A 20,011-nucleotide genomic window follows, 5' to 3' on the forward strand; every position below is an offset into this window, starting at 1 on the left:
TTCAAGCGCTTAAGGAGAGTCAGCTTAGGCCTGGATCGTAACCTTTCCTAGTGTCTTTTCTTTCACAGGATTTTCCTTACTCAATCAGCACTTGAATGCGGGCCAGTACATCGTCCATTACCACCTCGGGGACCGCCTCTACGCGCTTGCCCCCACGGGCCTCAAGATCAACGGTGCGGAGTTGATTGCACAACACCACGCCTTGCGTCTCGGTGCCGGCACCGCTCAGTGGCACTGCAAAACCAGCATATCGGGCAAAGTCCCCGCCTTGGGTGATAGGAGCGATTAGGACCAAGCCCGACACGTTGAAGGCCGCAGGCGAAATGATCAGCGCAGGACGAAAATCACCTTGCTGCTCACGGCCAGCGGTGGGGTTCAGGTTAAGGCGCGCAATATCGCCACGATTGAATTTGGCCCGCTTCACGCTTCACGCCCAACGGCTGACATGGCATTCCACGCTGCCATGTCGGCAGGCTCCGGCGCGCTCAAGTCACACTGCGCCATCAGCTCGGCCAGCGCATAATGCGGCTTGGCCTTCGCAGGCTTGAGGGTAATAACCTCAGAGGACACATCGAGTTTCAGCACATCGCCACTGACCAAATTCATCAGCTTGAGCACGGCTGCTGGCAGGCGAATCGCCGCGCTATTGCCCCACTGCTGCACTTTGACTTCCATAACAACCTCCTAAAAAGGATACACATTGTAGACACCAGGTATGTCACCCACAAGCCTTTTGTATAAACATAGTATCTACAATGCCAGCTCAAAAGCGCGCCGTATAGTGGCTTGATCCACTGACAGGTACGGCTTCGAATGGTCGATATCGGAATGGCCAAGAATCATTTGCACCGTCTCAACGTCACCAGTCGCGGCCAGCACCTTTGCTGCAATTGAGCGCCTTCCGCTATGGGATGACCCCTGTTTGATACCGGCTTGCCGGTAAAGCCTGCTGATTGTCTGTTGCAACGCGTCACACGCTCGGTACACCTTCAGACCGCTGTGTAACTGCCGATGTTTGAACGCGAGTTCAAAGGCTTGCCCTTTGTGCGTCATCACCAGCTTTGAACCTGGGCGAAACCCTCGGTATTCATCCGCGCCGGAAAGCCACCAGCAGCGCCGATGACGTATCGCAAACCACGCATCGAGCGCGGCGAGACATTTGGAGTGGGTCAGGTAGATGTTTCGTGGCCTACAACCCTTCGTGATATCCGCTCGCAAGTACACCTCGGGCTTAACAACACCACTGGGGTAAAGCACGTCAGCGACCTCCAGCAAGGCCAGCTCGGTAACGCGAATACCGGTGGTATGAGTGAGCCACAACAAAGCCACATCGCGCTCTGGCAGACGTCCAGTGACGGATGCAACGCGAATCAAGTGCTTGAATTGCCCAGAGCGAAGCGAGGCAGCGCGGTGCGGAGTCATACGGTCTCCCTGTCAGGATTGCACGGGAATCGTGCTGGATCTGGAGAGAGTCAGGCCGAGGCCTCCTGACAAGGGTATCAGCAGGACTCACCTGGTGTTCACGGAAAATGGCACTCGGCCTACTCCCCTCCCCTTCTACCGCTTTACTGGTCAAGCCCAAGACTCAGCAATCACCCTCCCACCAGTCGCGGAACTTCTGCCACGCCCTGTGCCGGTGCAACACATAGAACACCACCAGCACACTTCACACTGGCCAGCCAGGCGGCCGGCTGGCTGGCTGTTGCGCGAAGGGCTATCACCCGTGACGGCTAAGCCGGTAGTACAGCGGCTTAAACATCAGGTGGACGAAGGACTGGAAAGCGTAGCCAGGAAAATACTTGAAACCCAATCACCTAACACTGGCAGGCATTGTGATCAGCATTTTCCTTTCAGCACTACCGGCGCTGTCAGCACCGACACTGATCCCCCTCGTCGGCTTCCATACTGATCCATGCTAGCTGCTGACCAGACTAGCCATGCGTCACACATGAAAACCCTCCGCCAAGCTCTCGCATAGCAGCGTTCGGTAGTACTCAGCGAGCTACAGCAACCTTAAATAAAGGCTACCAAAGGAGAATTCACTAAGAATTCCTTTAGGATATCAAAATGAATTCCATACGAATGCAAAATGAATTCATTGAGAAACTCAATAGAATTCATTAAGGAACCCAAAAAGATATCTTGAAGAATTCTCAAAAGTTATCTAAGATGGATCCTAACTGAATCTAAAAGGATATCCTCTAAGGATTCCTAGTAGAATTCATATGATACCCTTTTAGATATCTAGAGAATTCTTTTATGCCAACCATAGTTTTCGTATCACCGAAAGGCGGCGCAGGTAAAACGACCTCGGCACTGGCATTAGCTACACAGATAGCTCAGAGGGTAAATGTAACCGTCATTGATGCCGACCCGAATCATCCGATCAAGTCTTGGTCTGAAGGGGGAGAAACACCATCAAACATGACAATTATTTCTGATGTCACGGACAAAACGATTGGCGATACGATCGCTGAGGCAGCGGCGAAAACCCCATTCGTCATCGTTGATCTAGAAGGTACCGCTGCAGCTATTGTTGCGTATGCGATTGCCGAGGCGGATTTTGTTGTAATCCCCACCCAAGGTTCTCAATTGGATGCAGAGCAAGCCAGCAGGGCATTTGGGCTGATCCGAGCGCATGAACGAGGAATCCAAAAACACAAACCTGAATACCGTTTACCTTACGCGGTCCTGTTCACCCGGACCTCTGCCGCGATTCAAAGCCGCGATACGAGGCATATCCGAAATAGTTTTCAAGCTGGAGGCATCCCTTTTTTCGAAACTGAACTGAATGAACGGGCAGCATTTAAGGCGATGTTTTCGTATCGGCAGCCGTTGGAGGCATTACCTCAAGATGAGGTTTCGAACGTAGCCAAAGCGATTGAGAATGCAGAAATGTTCACACGCGAGCTGATTCAAAAGATCAGTTTAGGTGTAGATAAGCAGGATGGAGCACAGTAATGAGCCGTGTAGATCCGTTGGAAAACCTTAAGAAATTCGAGCCAAAAGCTTCTGTAGAGCGTAAGCCTGACCAGAAAGACAGTGAGATTGAAGATATTGCTACGCAACATGGATTTCTAAGCAGGCAGGCAGTAGAGCCACCACCTAAGCAGGTAAGGCCTCAACGCCGCCACAAAACCGGACGTAATGTCCAGATCAACATCAAAGGCGATCAGAACACACAGGATGAGCTTTACAGGCTCGCAGACAAGATCGAGCAACCACTTGGGGAAACACTGAAACGAGCTCTGGCTGCGCTTGAGCGCGAATTATTGAATCAGAAATGACTGTAGTTTAGCCCGAGAGTCATTCCTGATCCTGGCCGACTCTAATTTGCTTTTACTGTCCATAACTGGTCCATCCGCGTGGTGAAGCTGCCACTTAGCAGCTCCCGGCGCATGGCCCATTCTGGCTCTGCTGGCACACTGGCCGCACGCAACGTCCCCCTTCCCCAACGGCCATTGATCTCATCGAGCACGCTCATCACCTTTTCAGACGTGGCCGGCTGTACGATCGAGAACAGGTCATCTGTGAACTCACCAGGTTGCCGCAGATCCATCAGCAGCACCTCCGCCTTGCTGTACCTGTACCCCTCACGAAAGATCCGGCCTACAGCCTCGACCGCCGCTTGGGTCATCAAGCGTGTGTCATTGGTAGGGTAGGGCAGCTCGATCATAGCTCCCTGGGCAAATTTGGCTTCTTCAGGGCTAAACATCCCGGTACGAATACTCACTCTGACTTTCTTGCAAAGCGAGTTCTGTGCCCGAAGCTTCTCTGCAGCGCGTTGCATGTAAGTCGCCACAGCTGCCTTGATCGGCCCGATCTCTGTTAGTCGTTTGCCAAACATCCTGCTACTGCAAATCTCCTGTTTAGGCGGGTCAGGCTCGGCCAGATCCAGGCATGAAAAGCCGGACAGCTCACGGGCTGTCTTCTCGATCACCACGCTGAATTTGCGTCCCAGCATCGTCGGGTCAGCCTGGGCCAGATCCATCGCTTTCTTGATACCCATCGCTTCCAAATGCGCTTTCATTCGTCGACCAACTCCCCATACTTCACCAACGTCGACACGCTCGAGCACCCAGTCGCGCTTGTAGTCGTCGCAGATGTCAACCACACCGCCCGTTCGCGACTGCAGTACCTTGGCAGTGTGGTTGGCCAGCTTGGCCAAGGTCTTGGTGTGTGCGATACCGACGCCAATCGGAATGCCGGTGTCCATCAGCACCTTGGCTCTCATTTTTCGACCGAACTGCGTCAGGTCACCCGGCATTCCGGTCAAATCAACAAATTTTTCGTCGATCGAGTAGGTTTCCGATTCAGGAACCATCGACTCGATCACCGTCATGACACGTTCTGAGATATCACCGTACAAAGCGTAATTGCTGCTAAAGGCCACGATGCCATGCCGACGCAGCTGGTCCTTGATCTGGTAGTAGGGTGCGCCCATTTTGACGTACGGTTTTGCGTCGTAGCTGCGGGCAATGACGCAGCCATCGTTGTTGCTGAGGACCACGATCGGCACCTTGGCCAGGTCAGGCCTGAACACACGCTCACAGCTCGCATAAAACGAATTACAGTCACAAAGCCCAAAGACCTTCTTAGGCGTGGTCATGATCGCGCACGCTGTAACGCACTACACCCCAGATCTGCAGCTCGTCCTGCTCGAGCACGTAGCGCGACGGGTACGACTTGTTTTCGGACAGCAGGATGATTTCTCGGCCCTGGCGATGCAGCCGCTTGCATATCGGGTCACCGTTCAGCGCTGCAATCACGATTTCACCGTGCACCGCTTCCTGGCTCCGATCGACGATGACCAGGTCACCGTCATAAATGCCGGCGCCCTGCATACTGTCGCCCTGAATTTTCGCCAGGTAAATGTGCGGGGCACGTACGTTGAACAGCTCATCCAGGGACAGGTGCTTTTCGATGTGATCAGCGGCAGGAGAGGGGAAACCTGCAGGAATCTTGAAGCTGTAAAGGGGCATTTTGATGCCCTGGATTGTGTGCTCAAGCTTGCCGAGTATGGTGACGCTCATGATGCGGCCCTCCTTTTTGTTGGGAGTTGAAAAACCCGCACAAGGCGGGCAATGGTTTGTTTCTTGTGTCAATCGTCCTTCGGGACGGTCCAGAAGACCTGGATACCGCCGTCATCGCGGTACGCTACGGTGACGTTGTCAGTGTCGCTCAGCTCTTCAATGATCTGATCCCAGTCGCTCGCCTGATCATCTGGCAAACGCACTAGAAGCGCGTTCTTACGCTTTTGGGCACCAGGATCGTTGATTGCTTTTTGCAGGCGCATGCCCAGCAGTTCATAAGAATTGAACACGCGAGGCTTAGGAGCGGACTTGGTAGCGGACTTGGCAGCAGATTTAGCCATGACAAATATCTCCATACTGTACGCACATACAGTACATTGATATTTTAACCTGGGCGATAATTTTTAAACCACTGCCGACCTATGGTCTTGGGTATTGCTAGCAATCGCACAGTACCCATGGTCTGACCAGGGCTGGATGGTAAGAAGGGAAACAATCTGCACACGATGCAAGAGCACCCAGACGCAGATCTTCGAAACTTTCAACGCCTCGTAGCATGAGCGTGTCGCCTACGTGCTTGTTAGGGCAAGCTGCAACGCACTTTTCGAACTGGCTCTCATCCATTGATTCAGGAAGGCGTCCAAACGGGCAGGTCCCTGTGTCATTGCAAGGCACACAGTTCTTAAGGCGAGTAGCGATCAACAGCACTTCATTTAGGCCGTTATCCCACTGAGTGAAGTGTATTAAGACGTTGAGTGTGCTGACTGCGGCTTTCCAGCTACCGGCTTCCCTGTGCTCAGTCATTGGAATCATCAACGGCGATGCCTCCATCGGCCATTCTCCCGGTCTTGAACTGCGTATCTGAATAGATGGCGTCGACATTTGAGCTTAGAACAAACCTGAAGGCTCAGCCTTAAGATCCCAGCTGAAAATCAGCACTTCCCTGGCGTCTGTGCCTGCACCTCCACCCACGGTGTACTTGATGTCAGTCGTCTCAATATGAAAACCCGCAAAGGCCTCACGGATCTGAGGATGGTCGTTGAGGCTGACGATTGCTTTGCCCTTGAGCTGCCTGAGCATCGCGGCCATCTGCTCGTATTGCTCAAAGCCGAATGGCACGCCGTAGCCTTCGGTTTTCCAGTACGGGGGATCGCAATAGAACAGGGTGTGTTCCCGGTCGTATTTCTTGATCACCTCCTGCCAGGTCAGGTGCTCGATGTAAGTGCCGCTCAAGCGTAAATGCGCGGCAGAGAGAGTTTCCTCCAGGCGCAGTAGGTTCAGTCCTGGTGCTGTGGTGGTCGCCGTACCGTAACTTTGCCCCTCGACGCGCCCTCCAAAGGCCGACTGCTGCAGGTAATAAAACCGCGCGGCACGCTGGATATCTGTCAGCGTTTCGGGCTGGGTCATCTGCAGCCACTTGAATACCTGGCGGCTGCTCAGGGCCCACTTGAACTGCCTGACGAATTCCTCCAGGTGGTTCTGCACCACTCGGTACAGGTTCACCAGGTCGCCATTCACATCGTTCAACACCTCAACCTCTGCCGGCACAGGCCGCAAGAAGAACAGCGCAGCGCCGCCGGCGAATGGCTCGACGTAGCAGCTGTGGTGTGGAAACAGCGAAAAGATGCGGTCAGCGAGCCGACGTTTTCCGCCGATCCAGGGAACGATGGGTTGCGGGTACATGATGAACCTCGATGCAGGATGGCCGAACCCGATAGTACTGTTTGTATATACAGTTTAGCCACTGCAATCTCATATTCAGCACAGCATCGATGCCCATAGCGAAAATCTCAAAATACATGCCTTCACCGAAGGCACTCAGCGATCTATTTGTCTCCGATGTTTAGAATGCCCCGCGCGCAAGCGCGCCCGGTTGAGCCGGCGGATAGCGAAGCTATTCGGGGGCGATTTATCCGGGTCTTGGCGCCCGAAGGGTGGCGAAGCCAGGACAGGGCAGTTTCATCGCCCTGGCCCGCCTAGACGGGGCTTTGCACTGATCTTCAGGTCACTCGTTCCGCGCCGTGCCGTAGGCACGAAGTGCGCGGGCATTTATGCCCTATGAGGTGGTTTCCACCTCGTAAATCCTTGTTTTACCCGGAGGGGAATACTGACTCGGGTATAAAATTTCACTTATTTCAACACCCACAGGCTGAGCTGTGCCGTCGAGGCGGTTGGGCTTAGATTTAGGCTTAAAATCAGTCGCCGGCACGGCTCAGCCAGGCCTCGGCTCGACACCTTGAAAATGAGGTCAAATCGCAGGCGAGCGAAGGCCTCCGCGTGAGCGGATGCAATTAAAGAATCCCTACAAAGGGATTACTTGGATTTTTGCGCGACCTTGGCCAGCAACGCACCCAGCGAGCTGGAGACGTCGGCGCCGGTCTTGGTCCTGGAAACTGCGGGCGGTAGGCTGGCCACAGGCGCTGCTGCGCGCGCTTCCTTGGCCTGCCAGCGCTGCCGGGAAACGTCACGGCGCAGCTGCTCTTTCGAATGCCGCTCCATTTCGCCCAGACGCGCCTGGCCGATCTCGCGCAGTTGCTCGTCGCGACGCTTCTTCGCCGCTTTTTGCACCCGCTCGAAGACGTACCCCAGGCCCAGGTCGTGCCAGAACAGTTTGGTGAAGCGGATCAACACGCGCGTACGCACCAGATGCAGACCGTTGTCGTCTTTTTCTTCCAGGCGTACACGCTCGATCCGCCGGTACACGTAACCGACATCATCCAGGGTCTTGAACAACCGACACAGTGAAGGCGCAGAGATACCGGCATCCTTGGCGATATTGCACTGTGTATTGAGCACATAGCGGCCATTGGCCGGGTCGATGTAACCAAGCACGCTGGTGGCCAGGTCCAGGCGAACCAGCAGTTGCTCTTCAACGAGCTGCAGTGCCTCGAATTTCTCCCGGCGTGTACGGCGGTCACCATGCACCCGGTCAAGGCGGCGCAAGTACTTGCCACGGTTATCGAGCATGTTGCCAAGGCGGTGATGCGCCTGGCGAATCAGGGGATTTTTGAGCTGTTGCTCAGAGAGGTAGCGGGGTGCCGCATATTGATCGGGCAAAGCCCGTGCCGATCGGCGCAAGGCCGAGTGAGGATCAGAGGGGGCGAGCCGTACGGCTTTGAGCCGGCTCATGGCTGGACATCCTGGCCAAAATGGCCACCGAATTCAGCCCGGCATGAAGCAAAGGGGGTTGAGGAAATCATTTCCATAGTCCGCGTCTTAGCGGTGAACTGACCGGCTTCACATTTTGCGGCTTGCAAGAAGCCGCAGTGAACGCCATAATCAGCTCACGTTGATGTGTGTTGAACAGGTTTCCGCCTCGTTAAACGGCCTGTTCAAGATTTTCCAAAAAGCCCCGCCGGCAAGCGGGGCTTTTTGGTTTCTGCATAATTGATTGACTCTCTAAGCCTATCCTCTTCTGATTTTGCCGCTGGCTGCGTTTCGTTGAACTCAAGCTCCGCTGGCAAAGTGCGTGAACACTATCACCATAATTTTTTTACTGCAAACCTTAAAAATAGCTGGCAGTCCCCTATTTAAAAGGGTTTTATAGGTAAAAATTGCATAACTTACGTAAGTTAAATCACTTACGTAAGTCACTATTCCTCATCATCTGGCTCAATTTCGGCAAGGGGTTCCGCCTTGGATGCCACCTCCAGCAACGCCACAATCTCGGCTCTGCTCAAGTGACGTAAGGCCGTAACAGCAGCACGGATCACGTCTGAGCGAGAAGCTTTGAAATCTCTTGGCATCATTGAAATTCTATCAATACGCAGATTGAGGTCCTTAGTTAAGGAAAATGTCGTTCGCACAAATTTGGGAGATTTTTTTCGCTTTCGCTTGGGTTTTGGAGCCGCATGTACTGGTGCACCGGCAATAAAGGCCAACGCAGCTTCTTCATTTTCTTCTGTAGAGGGTAGAGAGTGGTCGGGTTTGCGAATCAAATCACTTAAAGCCATGACCTGTTCCCCCAAAGCTCGTTGGCCAAAGTCTCGATCTCTTCCTTTGCGCGTAGGTCGTTTGAGCTTTCCAAGACTGAACACCCATTTTCATCTGCATCGTCATACACGTTGCGTGCGGTAGTAATGGCATCCAGAGGCTGAATGCCATAGGAGCGGCAGGCCTCCTTGGCGTCAAGGATTCGTTGTGCCTGGCTTGGCAAGGCCGGACATTGGGTAATGACACTGCGCACAGTCAAGGATGGGTTCACCGCTGTGGCCAAACGCGAGAGGGTGTCTACCTTAGGTAGGGTCTTAAGATCTCGACGTTTAGGCCTAAAGGGAATCAGCATATGAGTAGCTACGGTCATTGCAGATCGTAGTGCTTCAGAATCAGACCCCCCAGCATCAATTACGATTTGTCTGTACCTGCCTCGTAGGTCAGCCAGGGTGTCTCTTATATTGCCGTGCGCTTGAACCACAGGAATAGACGGCAAATCTGGTTGAGCAGATCGTTCAGCGGCCCAGTCTGCTGTAGTACCTTGAGGATCAGCGTCAAGAAGCAGGACATCTCCACCTCGAGCCTGTAACCAAACGGCCAGGTTCTGAGCTAAACAGCTTTTGCCGCTCCCGCCTTTCTCACCACCTAACAGCAAAATCATGGGGGGTGTTTCCGAATAGAAGAAAAAGTGATGTAACTTACATAACTTATTTGCACATTGCTATCAGCTGTTGATCGGTGCCGCGTGCCTACCAGGCTACGTTTGCACCTAGCTTATGCATCGCAAACGCTACAAGGCTCTCAACCAGTCGGCACAAGCAGGTGCTTACGAAGTGACACAGGATGATGTCGGGAAGTTCTTCAGCACAGCATCAACAACCATGCCCCTTGAACGAGCCCCATGAAAGACAGGACACCGTTCCCCCCTTAAGATAAGGGATAGGCAAACGGGTATGTTTATGACTAACAGCAATAATAAGGTGGCGAATTGCTCGGCCAGGAGCGCCGGCGTCGCTGGAGCACCGACCAGAAACTGGCAATGGTTCGCGAGAGCCTTGAACCGGGACAAAGCGTGTCCGTGGTGGCCCGACGCAACGGCATTAACGCCAACCAGCTGTTCCTGTGGCGCAAGCTGTACCAGGACGGAAGCTTGTCGGCGGTCAGTGCTGGCGAAGCCGTTGTACCGGCGTCGGAACTGACCGATGCGCTCAAGCAGATCCGCGAATTGCAGCGGATGCTGGGCAAGAAGACGATGGAGGCCGAAGTCCTCAAAGAGGCCGTGGAGATTGCCCGGTCGCGAAAATGGATTGCGCACTCACCCTTGTTGCCGGGGGACGACCAGTGAAGCTGGTCAGCAAATGTCTCGGTGTGGCGCGCTCGCAATTAACGGTTCGGATCAAGCAATCGCTATCGCCCAGAGTACGGCGAAGCAGGCCTGTGAATGACGCTGAGTTGGTAGTCGAAATTCAGCAACAGGTCAGCGAGCTGCCCAGCTATGGCTACCGTCGCGTCTGGGGATTACTGCGCCGTGCACGAGAAAAGCAACGACTCCCTGCGATCAATGTAAAGCGGGTTTACCGGGTCATGCGTGATCACAACCTGCTGCTTGAGCGCCGGATCAAACAGCCCGGCGTGCCGCGTCGGCACGAAGGCCGTATCGCCGTGAAAACCAGCGATACGCGTTGGTGCTCGGACGGCTTTGAGTTCCGCTGCGAGGACGGCGCCAAACTGAGCGTAACCTTCGCCCTGGATTGCTGTGACCGTGAAGCCATCGGCTGGGTCGCGAGCCCGACCGGATACAGCGGCGATGATATCCGCGATTTGATGCTGGAAAGCGTGGAGAGGCGTTTTGGTGATCAACTGCCCACCACGCCAGTTCTATGGCTAAGCGACAATGGTTCGGCGTACACCGCTGAACAGACGCGCGCATTTGCCCGGCAGATCGGTTTGGAACCGGTGACAACACCGGTGCGTAGCCCGCAAAGCAACGGCATGGCCGAGAGCTTCGTAAAGACCCTCAAGCGTGACTACGTGGCGCATATGCCCAAACCAGATCGAGAAACGGCGCTGCGTAACCTGGCAATTGCCTTCGAGCATTACAACGAGCAGCATCCACACAGCGCCTTGAAATATCGCTCACCGAGGGAGTTCAGGCGCTTGGCGGCAGCATCAATTTAACGGGGAGTTGGTGTCCGGTTTTGTAGGGGCTAATCCACCCCTTTGACACCAGGCACTGTGGAGGCAAAAATTCGTGTGTCATCTTTCCGCTATTTAGCATGGTTTCTAAGGAGCTAAACGAGGAGCGATCTCTGAGTTCAGAGCATCACTGAGGCACGGAATCAGCGGTGGGTTCATAAAATCTGATGTTGATCCGGATCAGGAACCGTAGGGTCTTTCACAAACAGTCACTCATCTGACAACTGTCACGACAGTATGGACTGACACTACACTCGCACGCCTTCACATACCCTGACCTGGTAGCTCACCTTCACCTTCTATCAGCGGATAATCAGTCTCTGTAAACTGAAGTCACATGCAAATCATCGAGCCATGGAATATCCGCATGCCCGCAGGTCGTTCAAATATCATCGCAGCACACGGACCAATGGCTGAGCTAGTACGTGATTACCCATGGGAGCAGACCTCGCTGGGTGCACTATCAACCTGGGGCACCGCTCAGTGTGTGGCCGTGAACCTAGTACTCACCTCATCTTTTCCGGCCTGCCTCGCATTAGGTCCTGAACTGATCATGATCTATAACGATGCTTTCGTGCCGATTCTTGGTCGAAAAGACCGACCACTAGGCCATTCGTTCTCTCATACCTGGCGAGAAGCCTGGCAGAGCATCGGGCCCATTGCCGAAAAAGCTATGCGCGGCGAGTCGACATTTATCGAGGACTACGCTCTAGAAATTCAGCGCTATGGGCTGGAAGAAACCGCGTACTTCACCTTCTGCTATAGCCCGGTCTACGATGAAAAAGGCATGGTCATTGGCCTGCTAGACACCGTGGTTGAAACCACTGCAAAGGTGCTGGCAGAGCTAAAGCTTCGGGATTTCGCAGCTGCATTGAGTACAGAAGTACGCGAGCGTACGGCCGACCGCGACAGAATGTGGCTGCTGTCTGTGGATTGCATGATCGTCACTGATGCTCGCTCCATGATCCTATCGGTCAACCCTGCGTTTCTTCAACTGTTTGAATGGCTTGAGTCCGATCTGATCGGCCAGCCGCTTAATGATCTGATTCATACGGATGACCTGAATTCATTCATCGTTCACTGGCTTGAGACGATTCAAACAGGGCTTCCGTTTCGCTACCAGGTTCGTATACGCAGCAAGGGAGGCCAGTTCTCTTCAATCGAACTCAGCGGCAGTCACCAAAGTGGAACCACTCTACTGATTGGTCGAGATATCACAGCTGAAAAGGCAGCCCAAGCGCAGTTGAAAAAAACTGAAATGGCACTTCATCAAGCTCAGAAGATGGAGTCACTCGGTCGATTGACCGGCGGTGTTGCTCATGACTTCAATAACCTGCTGCAAGTCATTTCAGGGAGCCTGCAACTTTTAGATCCTTATGTTCGAGAGAATGAACGAGCAGCACGTTGGGTAAGCATCGCACTGGAAAGCGTTGCCAAAGGAGCTAGGCTTTCTGGTTCGTTACTGGCATTTGGGCGTAAACAAACGCTCGAACCCAAAGTCGTAAATATTGGCAAAACGCTGGCATCGATGACCGAAATCATGCGACGCACCTTGGGAGAAGGCTTGGACGTAGAGGTGATCATCAAGCCTGGCCTCTGGAATATTTTCATCGACGTGGCACAGATTGAGAATGTCCTGCTCAATCTCGGAATCAATGCGCGCGATGCAATGGATGGAAATGGCCGGCTAACCATTGAGGTTGAGAATGCGGTGTTGGGACAGGCCTATGTGAACGACTATGATGAGGTAACTGCAGGGGAATACGTCATGTTGGCGGTCAGTGACACAGGCTGCGGAATGTCTGCTCAAGTGCTCAAACAAGCGTTTGAGCCTTTCTTCACCACCAAAGCCGTAGGAAAAGGAACAGGGCTTGGTCTTTCCATGGCCTTTGGCTTCGTCAAGCAATCCGGCGGACACATAAAAATCTACAGTGAATTGGGTGAAGGCACGACCATAAAGCTCTATCTGCCCCGATCTTTAGATGCAGAAGAGCAGCAAGAGAGCTTCGATATCCAGCCTGTTGTGGGTGGCACAGAATCGATACTTGTCGTTGAAGATGATAAAAGTGTACAGGCAACGACGGTCGAGACGCTCAAACAGTTGGGCTATCGGGTACTCAAGGCTAACGATGCCAGCGCTGCACTCTCCATTATCGAGAGCGGTATGCATATTGACCTGTTGTTTACAGACGTCATCATGCCGGGTCCCTTAAAAAGCCCTGAGTTGGTCCGCAGAGCCACCAAGCTTTTTCCCGGACTAGCCGTGCTGTACACCTCCGGCTATACCGAAAATGCCATCGTGCACGGAGGGCGCCTAGATAGAGGCGTTGAGCTATTGGGCAAGCCGTACTCTCGAGAGGCACTTGCGAGGCGCATTCGTCATGTATTGGCCAATCAAAAACAACGCATGACGACACCGATAGACCATGATCCGGCATTGTCGGATACAGCCACACTTACACGAGCGCTACGGGTGCTATACGTTGAAGATGATGAGCTGATTCAAAGCATGGTGCTGGAAATGCTTGAAAAAGCAGGGTTTGCTGTTACGTCCTCAAAAACGGCCAACCAAGCTTTGGGTTATGAGGCTTCAAATTTCGATATTCTGGTGACCGATGTTGGTCTGGAGGGCATGTCGGGCGAGGCGTTGGCAACCAGAATAAGGGGAACTCATCCAGGTATTGCCGTGGTCTTTGCATCCGGTGCAGATCACCAATCTTCAATTGAAAACGCAGTCGTCATCCAAAAACCATTTGGTCTGGATGTGCTTCGAGCTGCAATTGATCGGGCGCGTGATGCTAGCTAGGTGTTAAAAATGAGCGTCTAGCGGTTGTCACATATGCATACGTAAGATCCAAGCCAAGAAAACAGGCATTTCTTTGGCTTGGATCCACTCGGATTTCACACCAAAAGTCTTACTGAGCCGTCCAGCTTTCAACCTCAGATGCACCGAACTCTGCTTTCCACTCTTTCAAAACCTTATGGTTACCGCCTTTTGTTTCGACGACCTCACCGGAGTAAGGGTTTCTATAGACCTTTACCGAGCGGGGCTTGCGAATACGGGAATTGGATTCAGCAGGAGCCAGAGCGCGACGAGTATGAGCCTGTGGATCAAGAAGTGCGATCACATTGCGCAGGCTGTAGCCATACTCAGCCAGCAGCTCTCGGAGTTTTTGCTCAAACTCGATTTCGCGCTTCAGACCATCATCGTTTTTCAGGTTTTCCAGCTCAGCCAGTTGAGCGGCCAGCTTCTGTTCAAGTGCACGAAACTCTGCTAGACGAGACATTTTCTTCCTCAGAACTGTTAGATCAGCTTATTTATAGCCATGTGCAAGGCCAGGGAGAATGAAAACATAGTATGACGATCGAAGCCACCATGTGAAGGGGATAGGCTAAAAATGAGGTCATACATAATTATCTCAAAGCCATTACTGCAAAGGAGTTCTTGCTTTCATACGCTTGTGTAAAAAGTTTTAGCCTAGGCATCAGCATACGTTCAAAGCGAGATATTTTTTGCTGAGAAGCCAAGAATTTTGAAGCCCACTGACTGTGAGCGCATGCCGTATACATTTCGCTCCTTTCGTTCGTAGAATTTTCAGATCTGGTGCATCGAGTAACAATTATTTGAACTGCGTAGATATAAACAGCGAGGTAAAATCAGGCTAAACTGACCCCGAGCATGTCCAGCACCTTCACAGAGTCTACGCCAGGTGTGATAGGAATCAGTAAGTCGCAGATATGGAGGTCACTGTGTCGCTAGAGCCAGATGAATTGTTGGAAATCTTGATCGTGGACGATCAGGCAGAGGTCCTGGAGGAAATGCTAGAGCTTCTTGAGGATCTGAACAGTCCCATATGCGTAGCAACGTCCGGAGCTGAAGCACTTGTATTCATAAACCAAGGGAATGTTGGCTTGGTACTGATGGATGTGGAAATGCCGCGTATGAATGGCTTTGAGACTGCCAGACGCATGCGTGCCGAACCTCAGACCCGATTCACACCGATTATTTTCATCTCTGGTATACAACAAACCGATGCTGTACTCGATGAGGGTTATACCTCAGGTGCAGTAGATTTCATGACAAAGCCCATCCAGCCCAACATATTGCTGCACAAGGCCAGAGTACTGCTGGAGCATGAGCAGTACCGGCGCAGCTTGTTACGTCTGACAAAACAACTTGAAGCAGAGCGTGTATTCAACGCATCGATTCTGGACAATACCGCCGAAGGCATTTTGGTAGTCAGCAATGAGGGGGTGGTCAATTATGCCAATCCAGCGATGGCTCGAATGCTTGGCTGCAGAAGTAGTGATTTGCAGGGCAGCAAGCTATTATCGTGGATCGCAACACCCCACGAGGACGTCTGGAAAACCTCAATTTTTCATAGCTCACAGCAACGAGGTGAAAACCTGCGCCTGCATGACGCTAATCTGCGCAGTCTCAGCGGCAGTAATATTCCGGTCACAGTGTCCTGTTCTCCTCTTCCTGGCGAACAACAGAGCATGACAGTGTTGGCAATCGACATGTCGGTCATCCGTGATCTGCATCGTCAACTAGAAATCCAGGCAGTTACTGATGCACTGACAGGACTTCTTAATCGACGTGGCTTTACGCAAGCGTTGCAACGAGCGATTTCCCGTACGCAACGCACAGGCTCTTTGAGCGCTCTACTCTATCTTGATCTGGACGGATTCAAGCTGATTAACGATACGTTGAGCCATGATAAGGGGGATGAAGTCCTATGCTGGGTAAGTGAGCAGATGAAGGCCTGTATACGGCCCTATGACAGCCTGGCGCGCATTGGAGGTGATGAGTTTGCCGTTATTGTGGACAGCATGAATACCCCAACAGACGCTGCATACATAGCTCAAAAACTGATTGACCAAGTGACAGTAGATAACGGTAGCTTCCTTTTGGGTGCGAGCGTCGGTATCGCTTTTATTCCCAAGAGCGGGAACAGTGTCGAAAGCATCCTGCAAGCGGCCGACTCTGCGATGTATGCAGCCAAGCGCGGCGGCAAAGGACAGTACCAGTTTCACAATACGGTATAACCGAATAAAGCCGGCACAAGACATCTACAGTTGGTCCGATTGTAGGGGGGCAGCAAATTCAAGAAAAGCGCTACTGAGCATCTACCAGGAAAAGCGTCCCATAACTCCCCTTGAGCACTCTGTGGGATTTTCCGGCCGGTACGACATAAAAATCGCCCGAGTGCATCACCATCACCTCCCCATCGATTTCAAGGCTCATCTGTCCATCAATGACCAGAAGCGCCTCATCAAACTCATTGTGTGTTTCAAAAGGAATTCCATGGATATCCATCCGGATTACTTTAAGATTAGCCATTCCCGTGGTGCCAAGAGTGCGTGATCGCCATGCGTCTGGCAGCAAAGCTGCTTCCTCAACTAGATTCTTTACCATGCTTTGCCAAATACCTAATAGTCCTCGTGAGGTGATTTATAGGCCCATATGGAGCCTTTACACCCAAGACAGCCAGTCTAGAGCAAGCGTGTGAAAAAAGCATAAGACCTATAAGGCATAACCATAGGATGGGCGCGGTTCTAGGTAATTTAACCGGCTGATTACGTGTGCAGTGCACAGCGTACTTAAAAGTTGGCTCTTTATCCGCTCGTGATTTAAAATGAAGCCCCATTTTATGGGGCTAGTCGTCCGCTAATAGAAACGGCGGCTTAGGGTTTAGGCTCCAGATTCTTCAGAACGGTTTCACATGCGGCAAGCCAAGGCAAAGAAGCACCCTGCTTGTTCAACACGTCACGTCCTAAAGCAGTAAATGTACCTGGGGTTGCTATGCCAAGCCCAATTTCTTCCAATTTCATGCTTGGATAATGTTTTGCGCTGGAAAGACAGTCTTGTATATTGCCGAGCACAAGTTGTCTGGCATGGTTTTCTGCCATTCCATTGTCGACAAACCATTGCTGAAGATCCTGTAGCCAAAAATAGAACCAGCCATTCATGCAAGCAGCGACCGTAGCGAGTTTGAATGAGTCCTCATCCTCAAGCGATACTGGAGCGCCCAGTGGGGCGAGGAGCTGTTGGACTTCAAGGTTGGGTGGGAAAGTCACGATGGTCGTGCTATTGATCTCTGCCGCATAAGAGAGCATGGCACGGACGATTTTTGCTGTAGGAAAGCGTTGAGCAAGAACACTCATACTGAACCCGGCCACCAGAGAGATCAATATCTTGTTGGAGTCAATATTAATGTCCTTTGATAGCTCATTGACGGCGTCTGGACGTACACCAAGAATGAGAACCTCTGATAGATCTGCCACCTCCTGATTGCTGATCATCACCTCACAGCCACATTCCTCACGCAACGCTATAGCGCGAGCCTTATTACGAGGAGAAAGCCTGATCGCGCCGGCGTAGCCGCTATGACGTAGGCCTCGAACGACTTTTTCAGTAAGCTCACCTACCCCCAAAATACCTAGGTTCTGCATACGTTCCTCGTCGGCTTAGGTGAAATACTTTGGATGAATCAGGTATACCCAACGATTGATGCTTGGCCAAGTGGTTGTTTCTTTTTTGACCTCAGCCTCTGCCTTTCGTTTGGTCAAGGCTTTGCCAGCCTGCTCGGGCAATATCTGCCATTGGGCAGTAAGCGGCTGGTGAACACGTCTTCCATTTTGATGAGGGCATCGCGTGGTCTGACCGTTATCTCGCATTGGCCGACGCGAAATCCTTGATTACACTGAAAAAGGTTTCAAGAGAGCGGGAGATAAACTTGTCTCTGTGATAAATCGCGTGCAACTGCCGTTTGTGCTCAGGAATCATGTGGTTCAACGAGATCAGGCTCCCCTCGGCGATGAGATCTCCAACCACCCAATAGGAAAGGCAACTGATTCCGACGCCAGCCGAGACCATCCGCTTGATAGCTTCTGAACTGCCAATCTGCCGGGCATTGCGCCAGGCACCCAGGTGTGGAAAAAGCCAGCGCTGAACCTCTTCAGCCGTACCCGATCCCTCTTCGCGTACCAGCCAGCGCGCTTCTTGCAGGTCACTAAGCGAAAGCCGCCCCTTGTGTGCCAGAGGGTCATCTGCGCCGCTGCGACAATGATCAACTCGTCCTCACACCAGGGCTGCACGGCCAGAGTGGGCTGATGGCTCGGCCCCTCGTCCAGGCCCACGTCAATTGACAATTGTGCCGCCTGCCGGGCGATCTCTGCGCTGTTGCCCAGGATGACATCGATCTGTGTCCCGCCGGCACGCTCGGCCATGTGTTGCATCAGCAGCGGCATGATGTAGTTGCCAATCGTCGTGCTGCAACCTACCCGCAGCCGCGCGACCACGTCAGTCCGAAAACCACCCTCGATCTCCAGTGCAGCCTCCAGCAGTCGGATAGCCTTGGGCAATAGTGCCTGGCCGTTTTCGTTGAGCACCAGGCGTTTGCCGACGCGGTCGAAGAGTCGAATATCCAATGCGCCTTCGAGTTCTTGGAGTGCTGCGCTGGTGGCTGACTGCGAAAGAGCGAGGGTTGCGCTGGCTTGGGTGGTTGAACCCAGCTGGGCGATAGCGCGGAAGATGTGGAGTTGCCGAAGTGTGAGCTTCACTTTCTTACCTTGAAAATAGGTATGCCATATTCAAAATATCCGTTTTTCCAGATAGATGCATGCCGCTATTCTGAACCTGTTGCCGCATCGCAATCATTCGGAGGTTTTATGCGCGAGATCACCCTTATCAAGGTCATGCAGGGCGGCCAGCCGCTCTCGGCGCTTTCCAATCCCAAGGAAGCGATTCGACAGTTCACGCCTAACTGGTTTGCCGCAACGATGGGCACCGGCATTCTGGCCTTGGCCCTGGGGCAGTTGCCGGGTCACAGTGTGCTGCTTACAGGTATTGGGGAGGCCCTTTGGCTGTTCAATATCCTGCTGTTTACCGTCTTTACCCTGATGTACGCCGCCCGCTGGGTGTTCTTCTTCGATGAGGCCAAACAGATCTTTGGGCATTCCACGGTTTCGATGTTTTTCGGCACGATACCGATGGGCCTGGCAACGATCATCAACGGCTTGGTTCAGTACGGCCTGCCGAACTGGGGAGACGGTGTGATCCCCTTGGCCCATGCGCTCTGGTGGCTGGACGTCGCCATGGCACTGGCGTGTGGGGTGCTGATCCCGTTCATGATGTTTACCCGGCAGGAGCACAGCATCGATCAGATGACTGCTGTATGGCTGCTTCCTGTGGTAGCGGCGGAAGTGGCAGCGGCGAGCGGCGGTACCATCGCACCGCATCTGGCTGATACCAGTGCTCAGTTCACGATGCTGATCACCAGCTACGTCTTGTGGGCCTACTCGGTTCCAGTTGCCTTAAGCATACTGGTTATTCTGGTACTGCGTCTGGCACTTCATAAATTGCCCCATGAGAGCATGGCGGCGTCGTCTTGGTTATCGCTGGGGCCAATTGGCACGGGCGCTCTGGGCATGTTGGTCATTGGTAACGATGCACCGGCAATCTTCGCTGCCCACGGCATGTCAGGCGTCGGCGTGGTGGCCGGGGGTATCGGGGTAGTATCGGGTGTCCTGTTCTGGGGCTTGGGCTTGTGGTGGATGCTGTTGGCGCTGTTGATCACCGCGCGTTATGCCAAGGGCGGCATACCCTTCAATCTTGGCTGGTGGGGCTTCACATTCCCGCTAGGGGTATATGCGGTGACCACGCTGAAGCTCGGCGCGACGCTGAACTTGGCCTTTTTTGATGTGCTGGGCATTATCCTGGTGATGATGTTGGCCATCATGTGGCTGGTGGTTGCGACCAAAACCGCTGCCGGTGCATACCGTGGCAATCTATTTGTATCGCCTTGTATCGCGTCGCTGAACGCCAAACGCGCCAGTCGCTAACG

General features: G+C 52.9%; 20 protein-coding genes and 1 pseudogene. 6 read left to right on the top strand and 15 right to left on the bottom strand.

What is annotated here, in order from left to right; genetic code table 11:
• Positions 1-76: 76 nt before the first annotated feature.
• The 3 genes from ACYAS9_RS16255 to ACYAS9_RS16265 form a co-directional block, all read right to left on the bottom strand.
• Positions 77-424 carry a type II toxin-antitoxin system ChpB family toxin gene (locus tag ACYAS9_RS16255; RefSeq protein ID WP_463569301.1) on the bottom strand — a complete coding sequence of 116 codons (348 nt, stop codon included), beginning with the start codon at positions 422-424 and terminating at the stop codon, positions 77-79.
• The gene (locus ACYAS9_RS16260) at positions 421-675 is read right to left on the bottom strand and encodes an AbrB/MazE/SpoVT family DNA-binding domain-containing protein (RefSeq protein ID WP_463569302.1); all 255 of its coding nucleotides are present in this window, start codon (positions 673-675) and stop codon (positions 421-423) included. The genes ACYAS9_RS16255 and ACYAS9_RS16260 overlap by 4 nt, the downstream gene beginning before the upstream one ends.
• 75 nt (positions 676-750) lie before the next feature.
• A complete protein-coding gene (locus ACYAS9_RS16265) occupies positions 751-1,422 on the bottom strand; it encodes a tyrosine-type recombinase/integrase (RefSeq protein ID WP_463569303.1) in 672 nt (223 codons plus the stop codon).
• 837 nt (positions 1,423-2,259) lie between these two features.
• On the opposite strand from ACYAS9_RS16265, the gene ACYAS9_RS16270 reads away from it, so the two are divergent.
• Both ACYAS9_RS16270 and ACYAS9_RS16275 read left to right on the top strand, forming a co-directional pair.
• Complete coding sequence (locus ACYAS9_RS16270; RefSeq protein WP_463569304.1) at positions 2,260-2,961, top strand: nucleotide-binding protein; 702 nt, start codon at positions 2,260-2,262, stop codon at positions 2,959-2,961.
• Complete coding sequence (locus tag ACYAS9_RS16275) at positions 2,961-3,287, top strand: stability/partitioning determinant (RefSeq protein WP_463569305.1); 327 nt, start codon at positions 2,961-2,963, stop codon at positions 3,285-3,287. Before ACYAS9_RS16270 ends, ACYAS9_RS16275 begins: the two co-directional genes overlap by 1 nt.
• A gap of 41 nt (positions 3,288-3,328) precedes the next feature.
• Here ACYAS9_RS16275 and umuC read toward each other — a convergent pair whose 3' ends face one another.
• From umuC to ACYAS9_RS16310, 7 genes are all read right to left on the bottom strand, one after another.
• The gene (gene umuC, locus ACYAS9_RS16280) at positions 3,329-4,609 is read right to left on the bottom strand and encodes a translesion error-prone DNA polymerase V subunit UmuC (protein ID WP_463569306.1); all 1,281 of its coding nucleotides are present in this window, start codon (positions 4,607-4,609) and stop codon (positions 3,329-3,331) included.
• Positions 4,596-5,033 carry a LexA family protein gene (locus tag ACYAS9_RS16285; protein ID WP_463569307.1) on the bottom strand — a complete coding sequence of 146 codons (438 nt, stop codon included), beginning with the start codon at positions 5,031-5,033 and terminating at the stop codon, positions 4,596-4,598. Before ACYAS9_RS16285 ends, umuC begins: the two co-directional genes overlap by 14 nt.
• Before the next feature lie 68 nt (positions 5,034-5,101).
• Entirely contained in the window at positions 5,102-5,374 is a 273-nt protein-coding gene (locus ACYAS9_RS16290) for a DUF1654 domain-containing protein (RefSeq protein ID WP_463569308.1), read from the bottom strand.
• Positions 5,375-5,921: 547 nt separating this feature from the next.
• Entirely contained in the window at positions 5,922-6,716 is a 795-nt protein-coding gene (locus ACYAS9_RS16295; protein ID WP_463569309.1) for a DNA adenine methylase, read from the bottom strand.
• Positions 6,717-7,346: 630 nt separating this feature from the next.
• Positions 7,347-8,090 carry a hypothetical protein gene (locus ACYAS9_RS16300; protein ID WP_463569335.1) on the bottom strand — a complete coding sequence of 248 codons (744 nt, stop codon included), beginning with the start codon at positions 8,088-8,090 and terminating at the stop codon, positions 7,347-7,349.
• Between the two features lie 536 nt (positions 8,091-8,626).
• Complete coding sequence (locus ACYAS9_RS16305; RefSeq protein WP_463569310.1) at positions 8,627-8,986, bottom strand: hypothetical protein; 360 nt, start codon at positions 8,984-8,986, stop codon at positions 8,627-8,629.
• Positions 8,977-9,627 carry an AAA family ATPase gene (locus ACYAS9_RS16310; protein ID WP_463569311.1) on the bottom strand — a complete coding sequence of 217 codons (651 nt, stop codon included), beginning with the start codon at positions 9,625-9,627 and terminating at the stop codon, positions 8,977-8,979. Before ACYAS9_RS16310 ends, ACYAS9_RS16305 begins: the two co-directional genes overlap by 10 nt.
• A gap of 378 nt (positions 9,628-10,005) precedes the next feature.
• Between ACYAS9_RS16310 and ACYAS9_RS16315 the strand changes: the two genes are divergently transcribed.
• Both ACYAS9_RS16315 and ACYAS9_RS16320 read left to right on the top strand, forming a co-directional pair.
• Positions 10,006-11,144, top strand: a protein-coding gene (locus ACYAS9_RS16315) for an IS3 family transposase (RefSeq protein WP_463569336.1) whose coding sequence is annotated in 2 segments (ribosomal slippage) — positions 10,006-10,270 and positions 10,270-11,144 — 1,140 coding nt in all. Because the reading frame shifts where the segments join, the coding sequence is not laid out codon by codon here.
• 355 nt (positions 11,145-11,499) lie between these two features.
• Positions 11,500-13,968, top strand: coding sequence for a hybrid sensor histidine kinase/response regulator (locus ACYAS9_RS16320; RefSeq protein ID WP_463569312.1), 2,469 nt, complete (start codon positions 11,500-11,502; stop codon positions 13,966-13,968).
• Between the two features lie 109 nt (positions 13,969-14,077).
• Here ACYAS9_RS16320 and ACYAS9_RS16325 read toward each other — a convergent pair whose 3' ends face one another.
• Complete coding sequence (locus ACYAS9_RS16325; RefSeq protein ID WP_463569313.1) at positions 14,078-14,449, bottom strand: histone-like nucleoid-structuring protein, MvaT/MvaU family; 372 nt, start codon at positions 14,447-14,449, stop codon at positions 14,078-14,080.
• Positions 14,450-14,912: 463 nt separating this feature from the next.
• Here ACYAS9_RS16325 and ACYAS9_RS16330 point away from each other — a divergent pair, with 463 nt between their 5' ends.
• Positions 14,913-16,211 carry a two-component system response regulator gene (locus ACYAS9_RS16330; protein WP_463569314.1) on the top strand — a complete coding sequence of 433 codons (1,299 nt, stop codon included), beginning with the start codon at positions 14,913-14,915 and terminating at the stop codon, positions 16,209-16,211.
• A 70-nt stretch (positions 16,212-16,281) separates the two neighbouring features.
• On the opposite strand, the gene ACYAS9_RS16335 is transcribed toward ACYAS9_RS16330, so the two are convergent.
• The 4 genes and pseudogenes from ACYAS9_RS16335 to ACYAS9_RS16350 form a co-directional block, all read right to left on the bottom strand.
• A complete protein-coding gene (locus ACYAS9_RS16335) occupies positions 16,282-16,581 on the bottom strand; it encodes a cupin domain-containing protein (RefSeq protein WP_463569315.1) in 300 nt (99 codons plus the stop codon).
• A 269-nt stretch (positions 16,582-16,850) separates the two neighbouring features.
• Positions 16,851-17,618, bottom strand: coding sequence for an NAD(P)-binding domain-containing protein (locus ACYAS9_RS16340; protein WP_463569316.1), 768 nt, complete (start codon positions 17,616-17,618; stop codon positions 16,851-16,853).
• Positions 17,619-17,832: 214 nt separating this feature from the next.
• Positions 17,833-18,207, bottom strand: coding sequence for a LysR substrate-binding domain-containing protein (locus tag ACYAS9_RS16345; protein WP_463569337.1), 375 nt, complete (start codon positions 18,205-18,207; stop codon positions 17,833-17,835).
• A gap of 59 nt (positions 18,208-18,266) precedes the next feature.
• Positions 18,267-18,728 (bottom strand): annotated as a pseudogene (locus ACYAS9_RS16350) (LysR family transcriptional regulator); the annotation flags it as partial.
• Between the two features lie 108 nt (positions 18,729-18,836).
• Between ACYAS9_RS16350 and ACYAS9_RS16355 the strand changes: the two are divergent.
• On the top strand, positions 18,837-20,009 hold the full coding sequence (locus ACYAS9_RS16355; protein WP_463569317.1) for a TDT family transporter: 1,173 nt from the start codon (positions 18,837-18,839) through the stop codon (positions 20,007-20,009).
• Positions 20,010-20,011 lie beyond the last annotated feature (2 nt).

Source organism: Pseudomonas sp. HP_08 (assembly GCF_055284095.1).

Excerpts from the sequence above, each read along its gene's own strand:
- ACYAS9_RS16260 (WP_463569302.1), bottom strand. The coding sequence starts at position 675 with ATGGAAGTCAAAGTGCAGCAGTGGGGCAATAGCGCGGCGATTCGCCTG.
- ACYAS9_RS16265 (WP_463569303.1), bottom strand. The coding sequence starts at position 1,422 with ATGACTCCGCACCGCGCTGCCTCGCTTCGCTCTGGGCAATTCAAGCAC.
- ACYAS9_RS16270 (WP_463569304.1), top strand. The coding sequence starts at position 2,260 with ATGCCAACCATAGTTTTCGTATCACCGAAAGGCGGCGCAGGTAAAACG.
- ACYAS9_RS16275 (WP_463569305.1), top strand. The coding sequence starts at position 2,961 with ATGAGCCGTGTAGATCCGTTGGAAAACCTTAAGAAATTCGAGCCAAAA.
- umuC (WP_463569306.1), bottom strand. The coding sequence starts at position 4,609 with ATGACCACGCCTAAGAAGGTCTTTGGGCTTTGTGACTGTAATTCGTTT.
- ACYAS9_RS16285 (WP_463569307.1), bottom strand. The coding sequence starts at position 5,033 with ATGAGCGTCACCATACTCGGCAAGCTTGAGCACACAATCCAGGGCATC.
- ACYAS9_RS16290 (WP_463569308.1), bottom strand. The coding sequence starts at position 5,374 with ATGGCTAAATCTGCTGCCAAGTCCGCTACCAAGTCCGCTCCTAAGCCT.
- ACYAS9_RS16295 (WP_463569309.1), bottom strand. The coding sequence starts at position 6,716 with ATGTACCCGCAACCCATCGTTCCCTGGATCGGCGGAAAACGTCGGCTC.
- ACYAS9_RS16305 (WP_463569310.1), bottom strand. The coding sequence starts at position 8,986 with ATGGCTTTAAGTGATTTGATTCGCAAACCCGACCACTCTCTACCCTCT.
- ACYAS9_RS16310 (WP_463569311.1), bottom strand. The coding sequence starts at position 9,627 with ATGATTTTGCTGTTAGGTGGTGAGAAAGGCGGGAGCGGCAAAAGCTGT.
- ACYAS9_RS16320 (WP_463569312.1), top strand. The coding sequence starts at position 11,500 with ATGCAAATCATCGAGCCATGGAATATCCGCATGCCCGCAGGTCGTTCA.
- ACYAS9_RS16325 (WP_463569313.1), bottom strand. The coding sequence starts at position 14,449 with ATGTCTCGTCTAGCAGAGTTTCGTGCACTTGAACAGAAGCTGGCCGCT.
- ACYAS9_RS16335 (WP_463569315.1), bottom strand. The coding sequence starts at position 16,581 with ATGGTAAAGAATCTAGTTGAGGAAGCAGCTTTGCTGCCAGACGCATGG.
- ACYAS9_RS16340 (WP_463569316.1), bottom strand. The coding sequence starts at position 17,618 with ATGCAGAACCTAGGTATTTTGGGGGTAGGTGAGCTTACTGAAAAAGTC.
- ACYAS9_RS16355 (WP_463569317.1), top strand. The coding sequence starts at position 18,837 with ATGCGCGAGATCACCCTTATCAAGGTCATGCAGGGCGGCCAGCCGCTC.